The organism is Mesorhizobium sp. M0751 (genome assembly GCF_040320265.1).
GTDB lineage: Bacteria > Pseudomonadota > Alphaproteobacteria > Rhizobiales > Rhizobiaceae > Mesorhizobium.
Genome location: NZ_JAMYPH010000052.1, coordinates 1 through 7,612, shown reverse-complemented (window position 1 = coordinate 7,612; position 7,612 = coordinate 1). Strand labels below are relative to the sequence as shown.

Sequence of the window (7,612 nt, the reverse complement as noted above, 5' to 3'; positions counted from 1 at the left end):
AAAAAGCCCCTCGCGCGCGCCTGATTGGAGTGGACACCTTCAATAGCGTCATTTTTGGCCAACAGGATGGCGAACGGAAACTGCGGGGGCTGGGGAACAGTCTACGGCGCGGCAATCAACCTGGGAACAGCGTCAATCAGGATGGGAGCGTCGCCAGGGACGTCACGGAGGGAGGGCGTAGCCCGACTGGAGGGACGTTCCTGGCGACGGCGCGAACCCACATAGGGGTTCACGCCGTCTGGTGATCGCGATGTGTCGGGTGCATTTCTTCTTCCCGCTCAAAGGAAGAATGAATGTCCGGCAGTCACATCACGGATCAACAATCGAGGCTCTATATGCAAATCGCCAGAAGCACAGTGTCCCTGTCGCGGCCGCCAAATCAGGTTTCAGCCCATCCACTGGTTATCGGATCGAATCAGACCCGCGTCCACCAAGCGAGAAGAAGTCCAAACACGAACGACGTCGGCCTGATCCATTGGAAGGGATATTCACCGAAGAGGTGGTTCCGATGCTGCAAAGCGCTCCCGGCTTGCGCCCTGTCGGCATTCTTCGTGAGCTTTGCAAGCGTCATCCCGAGCTTGGTTCTGGTATTCGCCGCATACTTGAGCGCCGGATCCGCGCATGGCGCGCGATCCATGGAGCAGATCAGGAGGTCGTATTCCGGCAGGTTCACGAGTCGGGGCGCATGGGGCTGTCGGATTTTACCCATGCGCCGGGCCTCAAGGTCACGATCGCCGGCGTGACCTTCGATTACCTGCTCTATCACTTCCGACTTGCATACAGTGGATTCGAGCATGGCGAGATTGTCGAAGGCGGCGAGATTTTTGCCGCGCTGACAAGTGGTTTGCAGAACGCCCTTTGGTCTCTCGGCGGCGCGCCGCGCGATCACCGCACGGACAGTCTTTCGGCTGCATTCCGCAATCTCAATGCCGATACCGCACAGGACATGACAGATCGGTATGAAGCGCTTTGCGCCCATTACGGCATGAAGGCCAGCCGCAACAATCGCGGCGTCGCCCACGAGAACGGCGCGGTCGAAGGATTCCATGGCGATCTGAAGCGGGAATTGGAGGATGCTCTTCTCCTGCGCGGAACGCGTGACTTTGCGGACGTCACCAGTTTTGCCGCCTTCGTCGACGAGGTTGTCGGCCAGCGCAATGCCCGTCGGGCCAAGGAGATCGCCATTGAGCGCGAAGCCTGCTGGCGCTGCCGCGCAAGCGCCAGCCCGAAGGCGAAGACGAGATCGTCTACGTCACCAACAGTGGAGGGTTTACCCTTCGCCGGGTCTTCTACACCGTTCCTTCACGGCTGATCGGACATCGGCTGCGCGCACGGCTCTTCAAGGAGCATATCGAACTGTTCCTCGGCGGCACGTCCCTGATGAAGCTGCCGCGCGTCAGAGGCCAGCTCGGCCCCACCCAGCATGTCGTGAACTATCATCACGTCATTCATTCCCTGCGCCAGAAACCGGGGGCTTTGCCCAGACTCCGCTATCGCGATCAGCTCTTCACCTATCGCAATCTCTACAATGCCGCCATGGAGAGGCTGCCGGAACGCGATGCCTGCCGCCTGACGGTGGAACTGCTGAGCCTCGCCCATGAGCGCAATGTCGAGGCCGCACTCGCCCACGCCATCCAGGGCGAGCTCGATGCGGGAACCTTGCCGACGCTTGACGGCATGCGCGCCCGGTTCGCGCCGAACCCGGCCTGTGTCCCGCAGGTCAGCGTCAATCTGGGTAAACTGGTCGATTACGACAGGCTTATCGGCACCCGCGTGGAGGTCACGGCATGAGACTCAACGATCCTGTCGATACCGCGCGCTTGTCCCTGATGCTCACCGATCTGCGGCTGCCGGGCATCTCCAGGGCCTGGCACACCTTCGCCGAGCGGGCTGACACCGAAGGCTGGCCGGCTTCCCGGCTGCTGGCGGCGCTTGCTGAGTTCGAGGTCGCCGAACGCGAAACGGGGCGTATGCAGCGCCACCTCACTGAAGCGCGTCTTCCTCCGGGGAAAACCCTCGATGCCTTCGACTTAAGCTCGACGACATATTGTCGCCGGTAGCAAGGGGGCCGAACTGGACGCCCGACGAGATCCAGCGCGAACTCGACAACAACGCGCAAAGCATCCTGGGTTACGTCGTGCGCTGGGTCGACCAGGGCGTCGGCTGCTAAGGAGCCCGACATCAACGATGTCGGGCTCATGGAGGACCGCGCGACGCTGCGAATCTCCTCGCAGCACATCGCCAACTGGCTGCACCATGGTGTCTGCACGCACGACCAGGTGATGCAGACGGTGAAGCGCATGGCAGCGGTTGTCGATCAGCAGAACGCCGGCGACAAGCTCTGCCGGCCGATGACGCCGGACTTCGACAGTTCGAGCGCCTTCATGGCGGCCAGGGATCTGATCCTCAAGGGGAGGAAACAGCCGAGCGGCTACACGGAGCCAGTGCTGCATGCGCGGAGGCTGGAGCTGAAGGCGAAGCCTACTTTCGAGCATTCTGAAGGGAACTGACATGACCGCACTGACTCTGGCAGCCGCCAACGTGATCATCGCGAATGCGCTGTCCGCGGCGCAGGAGGGACCTCAAGCCAGAGCGTTGCGGTCCTCGACGCCGGCGGCCACCTGATCGCCTTCCAGAAGCAGGACAGAGCGTCGACGCTTCGCTTCGAGATCGCGGACCGGCAAAGCTTACGGTGCCCTGGCCCCGGGCTTCGGCTCGCGCTGGCTCGACAAGGCTTCGGCCGACCGGCCCCATTTCGTAGCCGGGCCCTACGCTGTGTCAGGCGGGAGGATCGTTCCCGTTCCTGGTGGAGTTCTGGTACGCGACAAAGCCGGTGACCTTCTTGGCGCTGTAGGTATTACGGGCGATACCTCCGATAACGATGAGGCAGCGGCCGGTGTGCGCGATCGAGAAGAGCGGCCTGAGCGCCCAGCCCGCGTGAACTGCCGGTGGTTCCCATCGCTGGCATCTGTTCTAAATGTGCAGCCGTTTGACGCGGTGGATGCCGTAGACATTGCGGCTATTCGAGGATTATGAAACAGAGGCAGCCATGCTCGGCGCATTTTGTCTAGTTTTGCGCAATCAGCACATCTACGCTCGATGCGATCTCATAGGCGAGGCGGCTGCCGTTCGCAGCGCTGAACGGTGCCACAACAAAGGGCGAATAGGATGTATCAAGAGACTGACCACGGCTTTCCCGCCACTGAGTTCCAAGCGCGGGTTGCACGCGCCCAGCAGCTCATGGCCAAGCACTGCATGGACGGCCTCCTGCTCACCTCTATGGACAACATCCGATATTTTGTCGGCGTGGATTCGACGTTCTGGGAAAGTTACACGCGACCATGGTTTGTTTTGGTGCCAGCCGCGGGCGACCCAATCGCGATCATCCCGGAAATTGGGAGGGCGATCATCGAGCAGACGTGGATGAAGGAAATCAGGTCTTGGCCGTCCCCTCGGCCCGAGGACGAGGGCACTTCCCTGGTGGTGAGCGCGATTTCCGACCTTCCCCGTCGCCACGGACGCGTCGGGGCGGAGCTCGGGATGGAACTGAGGCTGGGGATCCCAGTCTCTCAGTTGAACGCGATCATAGGCGAGTTGATCGGCGTGGAAATCGTTGACGGGGCTCTCCTGATTTGGCTCCTTCGAATGATCAAGAGCCCGGCTGAGGTAAAGAAGATCAAAAGGGCAATCGATATCGCTGGTGCCGTTTACGACGAGGTACCTGAGTTCGTCAGGATCGGTGACAGCGAGCGCAAGATACTTCGGGAGTTCCGCGCGCGCCTCAATGCGGGGGGGGCGGGCGCTGTCCCGACCCTCATCTGCAGATCCGATGTTGGCGGGCCGTTCGAGATTACCGGCGGACCACGCGAACGGCCGATCGCCGACGGCGACTTGCTCTTCATCGACACGGGCACGACCTTCGATGGGTATTTCTGCGATTACGACCGGAACTTTCAGGTCGGGAGCGCCACCGATGCGCTCCTTTTCGCGCATGAGCGTGTGTGGGACGCGAATGAAGTTGGAATAAAAGCCGCGAAGCCAGGGGTCACAGCCGGGTACGTGTTCGAGCAGATGGCCAAGGCCCTGTCATCGGGCGTGGTAGACCTCAACAGCAACGGGCGCATGGGACACGGGCTTGGGCTTCGTGTTACCGAGCCCCCATCGGTCCGCCTGGAGGACCAGACCGTGCTCGAGCCCGGCATGGTGATGTGCATCGAGCCGGCCCTGGAATACGAGCCCGGCAAGATCGTGCTGCACGAGGAAACGGTGGTGATCACGGAGGACGGGGCCCAGCTACTCACCCCTCGCGCGCCGAAGCAGCTTCCGCCCATCCGCTAGATCGCCCGCAGCGTCAAGCCATTCAGCGGCTGCGTCGTGGTGGCGGTCATCAATGGGGAAACCAGCCTGAAGCACTGCCGGAACGGCAACCCGCGAGCCTGACCCTTGTCAATCGCGACATGCCGGCGTTTCCGATCGCGACTTGCGCCGGTTGAAATTCTCGGGATGGTGAGGCGAGCCCTGCACAAACCCGGCGTATATTCAGCGCGGGAGTTACGAGGGTTGTTCTACCCGTCGGAAGGGCAGGGCTACCGAAGGGAACACTTCGAGTCCGCGGAGTCCATACGGCCGAGGCGTTTGTCGTGCGAAAGTGTGACAATAGTCGGTAAGGGTAAAGCCGATGGCAATCGAGTGACGCTCGGCGTTTTGATACATGTTACGGAATTAACATATCCATATCATTTAGACGACGCCGAGCTCCCTGCCGGCGTAGCGGAATGCCGCGACCGCGCGGTCGATGTCCTCACTTGAATGCGCGGCCGACATCTGCGTCCTGATGCGCGCCTGGCCGCGCGGCACGACTGGAAAAGAAAAACCGAAAACGTAGACGCCCCGCTCCAGCATGCGCGACGCCATTTCCTGCGCCAATGCGGCGTCGCCTAGCATCACCGGGATGATCGGGTGGTCGGCCCCGGCGAGCGTGAAGCCGGCCTTCGTCATCTCGCGGCGGTAGCGAGCCGCGTTGGCGGCGAGCTTTTCGCGCAATGCGTCGCCTTTCTCGATCACGTCGAAAACCCTGAGAGAGGCGGCGGCGATCGCTGGCATCAGCGTATTGGAGAAGAGATAAGGCCGCGAACGCTGGCGCAGCCAGTCCACGACCTCACGCTTGCCCGAGGTATAGCCTCCGGAGGCGCCCCCAAGCGCCTTGCCGAGCGTGCCGGTGACGATGTCCACCCTGCCGTCGACGCCGCAATGCTCCGGCGAGCCGCGCCCGCTCTTGCCTACGAAGCCGACCGCGTGACTGTCGTCGACCATGACCATGGCGCCATACTTCTCCGCCAGGTCGCAGACGCAACGCAGGTTTGCGATAATGCCGTCCATGGAAAAAACGCCGTCGGTGGCGATCAGCTTGAAGCGGCAGCGTTCGGCTTTCTTTAGCTCCTCCTCCAGGGCCGACATGTTGTTGTTGGAATAGCGGAAACGCTTTGCCTTTGACAGCCGCACCCCGTCAATGATGGACGCGTGATTCAACTCGTCAGAGATCACGGCGTCCTCTTCGCCGAGTAGCGTTTCGAACAGGCCGCTATTGGCGTCGAAACAGGAGCCGTAGAGGATCGTGTCCTCGAAGCCGAGGAAGGACGAGATCCGCGCCTCGAGCTGTTTGTGCTCCTCTTGCGTGCCGCAGATGAAGCGCACCGAGGCCATACCGTAGCCATAGCGGTCGAGCGCATTCTTTGCGGCATCGCGCAGGTCCGTGTTGTCGGCGAGGCCAAGATAATTGTTGGCGCAGAAGTTCAGCACCTTGTTGCCGCCCGCCAACTCGATTTCAGACACTGCATCGACGTGATAACGCGCTCGGGCTTGTAGAGCCCGGCGGATTTCAACCCCGCGAGTTCGGACGACAAATGGGCAAGGAAGAGACTGGTCATCGGCGGCGTGGTCCAAGCATGGGTGCGCCGTCCTCCGCTTTGGCGAGGCCTAAACAGCGCACCGTGGCGACAGGTTCAGATTACGGGTAGGATACCAGAGTCGACCAGGCGGGATCGCCGTGCTTCTTCCAGTAGAGATCCATCAGCTGGCGGGTGACGGCGCCGACCTTTCCGTCGCCGACAGCCACGTCGTCGATCTTGGTTACCGGCATGATGCCGCCAGCGGTGGAGGTGATAAACACCTCGTCCGCGGCCTTGAGCTCGCCGCGCCCGATGTCGCGGGCGATGGCGGAGAGGGCCGAGCTCCCCACAGAGGTCGAACACCGTCTGACGAGTGATGCCTGGGAGGACGCTGTAGGCCGGCGTCCCAAGACGACCGTCCTTGACGGCGAAGACGTTGAAACCGGGACCTTCGGCGATGTTGTCTTGGTATCGACGACCAGTGCCGTCTCCGCGCCATAGTCATACGCATCGAACAGGCCCTTCACGAGGTCAAGCCAATGATAATTCTTGATGGATGGGTCGATCGACTTCGGCGGGATACGTACCGTGTCGCTAATGGCGACATGCAGGCCGCGCTTGAGCTGTTGCTTGTCGGCGACCGAGCCGAATGGCACCGCGAAGGCGATGAATCGATTCTCGGCCTGGCGCGGGTCGCGGCTGAAGGTCGGCGACGTGCCACGTGTGCAGATCATCTCGACGTAGGCCGACCTATGCCCGGATAGCGCGACGCAGTTGGCGAGGATGGCCTCGATTTCAACTCGGCTGTACCGTAGCTTCATGCGCAGCCGTTCCATGCTGCGGAAGAATCGGTCGAGGTGCAGATCCAGCCTGAAAAACCGGCCGTTCCATACGTGAACCGTGTCGTAGGTGGCGTCAGAATGGAGGAAACCCCAGTCCAGGACCGAAACCTTGGCTTCGGACATGGGTAGGTACTGCCCGTCCGTGAAAGCCACGCCATGAGGGTAGCGCCGATGGTCCCGGTGGTGCTGCTCGACGGCTGGCAGAGCCGTTGCGGTCTCAGTTGCGGCAAGTGTCATTCCTCAATTCCTCCGAACCGTGCAGTCCGCGCACCCGGTCGTCTTGAAGGCCGCGCTGGAAGCGCCCGGAGGCCTGGCATCACGGCAGCTCGAATGCTGATGCGGCTCCCGACCGCGAACACGTGTCCCGCGACGTCTACGCAACTGTGTGCCGGCCGCGGGCGCGGGCCCCTTCGTCCGAGCAGCCAGCTCAGTCTGGCCGCATGAATGTGATCGCAGAATCGGCGCACGGATTGCAATCAAAGTGGCGTTGCAGGCGCAACGAGCGCTTCAAAAACTGGCGCGGGGTGATGGAAACGGTTCAGTCGAAACACGCTTAAACCAGGCTCGAACTTCACGCGGTCCAGGGTGATGATGCTCTTAAATTTGCGGACGTTCGGGTTGGTGTAGAGCTTGGTCTTGACGAAGACATCGAAAGGCCTCGACGTCCCTTCATCCTGCTTCTGAAACGCGATCAGGTGACCGCCGGCAGGGACTGTCAGGAATCTTGTGCGTGAGGCCGGTTGTCGTCATTGGCTGACGAACCTTTCGCCGAAGACGACGGCGAATTGTGTTCTGGCCTCGAACCACTCGCGCGGGGCGCGTTTCCATTCCTCGGCGGCGTGGTTCAGCACCAGATATAGCAGTTTCATCGCCGCGTCGTCA

General features: G+C 61.6%; 1 protein-coding gene and 7 pseudogenes. 5 read left to right on the top strand and 3 right to left on the bottom strand.

What is annotated here, in order from left to right; translation table 11 throughout:
• Positions 1 to 293 precede the first annotated feature (293 nt).
• The 5 genes and pseudogenes from istA (at position 294) to NKI19_RS32300 (ending at position 4,338) form a co-directional block, all read left to right on the top strand.
• Positions 294 to 1,791, top strand: a pseudogene (gene istA, locus NKI19_RS32320) (IS21 family transposase).
• Positions 1,788 to 2,039, top strand: a pseudogene (locus NKI19_RS32315) (ATP-binding protein); the annotation flags it as partial. The pseudogenes istA and NKI19_RS32315, both read left to right, overlap by 4 nt.
• Positions 2,027 to 2,510, top strand: a pseudogene (locus tag NKI19_RS32310) (malate synthase G); the annotation flags it as partial. The pseudogenes NKI19_RS32315 and NKI19_RS32310, both read left to right, overlap by 13 nt.
• A gap of 1 nt (position 2,511) precedes the next feature.
• Positions 2,512 to 2,941: pseudogene (locus NKI19_RS32305) on the top strand (GlcG/HbpS family heme-binding protein).
• 227 nt (positions 2,942 to 3,168) lie between these two features.
• Positions 3,169 to 4,338 (top strand): M24 family metallopeptidase, encoded by a 1,170-nt coding sequence (locus NKI19_RS32300; protein ID WP_352567667.1) that lies wholly within the window; start codon positions 3,169 to 3,171, stop codon positions 4,336 to 4,338.
• A gap of 402 nt (positions 4,339 to 4,740) precedes the next feature.
• Here the strand turns inward: NKI19_RS32300 and NKI19_RS32295 are convergent.
• From NKI19_RS32295 to NKI19_RS32285, 3 pseudogenes are all read right to left on the bottom strand, one after another.
• Positions 4,741 to 5,927 (bottom strand): annotated as a pseudogene (locus NKI19_RS32295) (glycine C-acetyltransferase).
• Between the two features lie 80 nt (positions 5,928 to 6,007).
• Positions 6,008 to 6,967 (bottom strand): annotated as a pseudogene (locus tag NKI19_RS32290) (aminotransferase class IV).
• Positions 6,968 to 7,476: 509 nt separating this feature from the next.
• Positions 7,477 to 7,612 (bottom strand): annotated as a pseudogene (locus NKI19_RS32285) (IS256 family transposase); the annotation flags it as partial.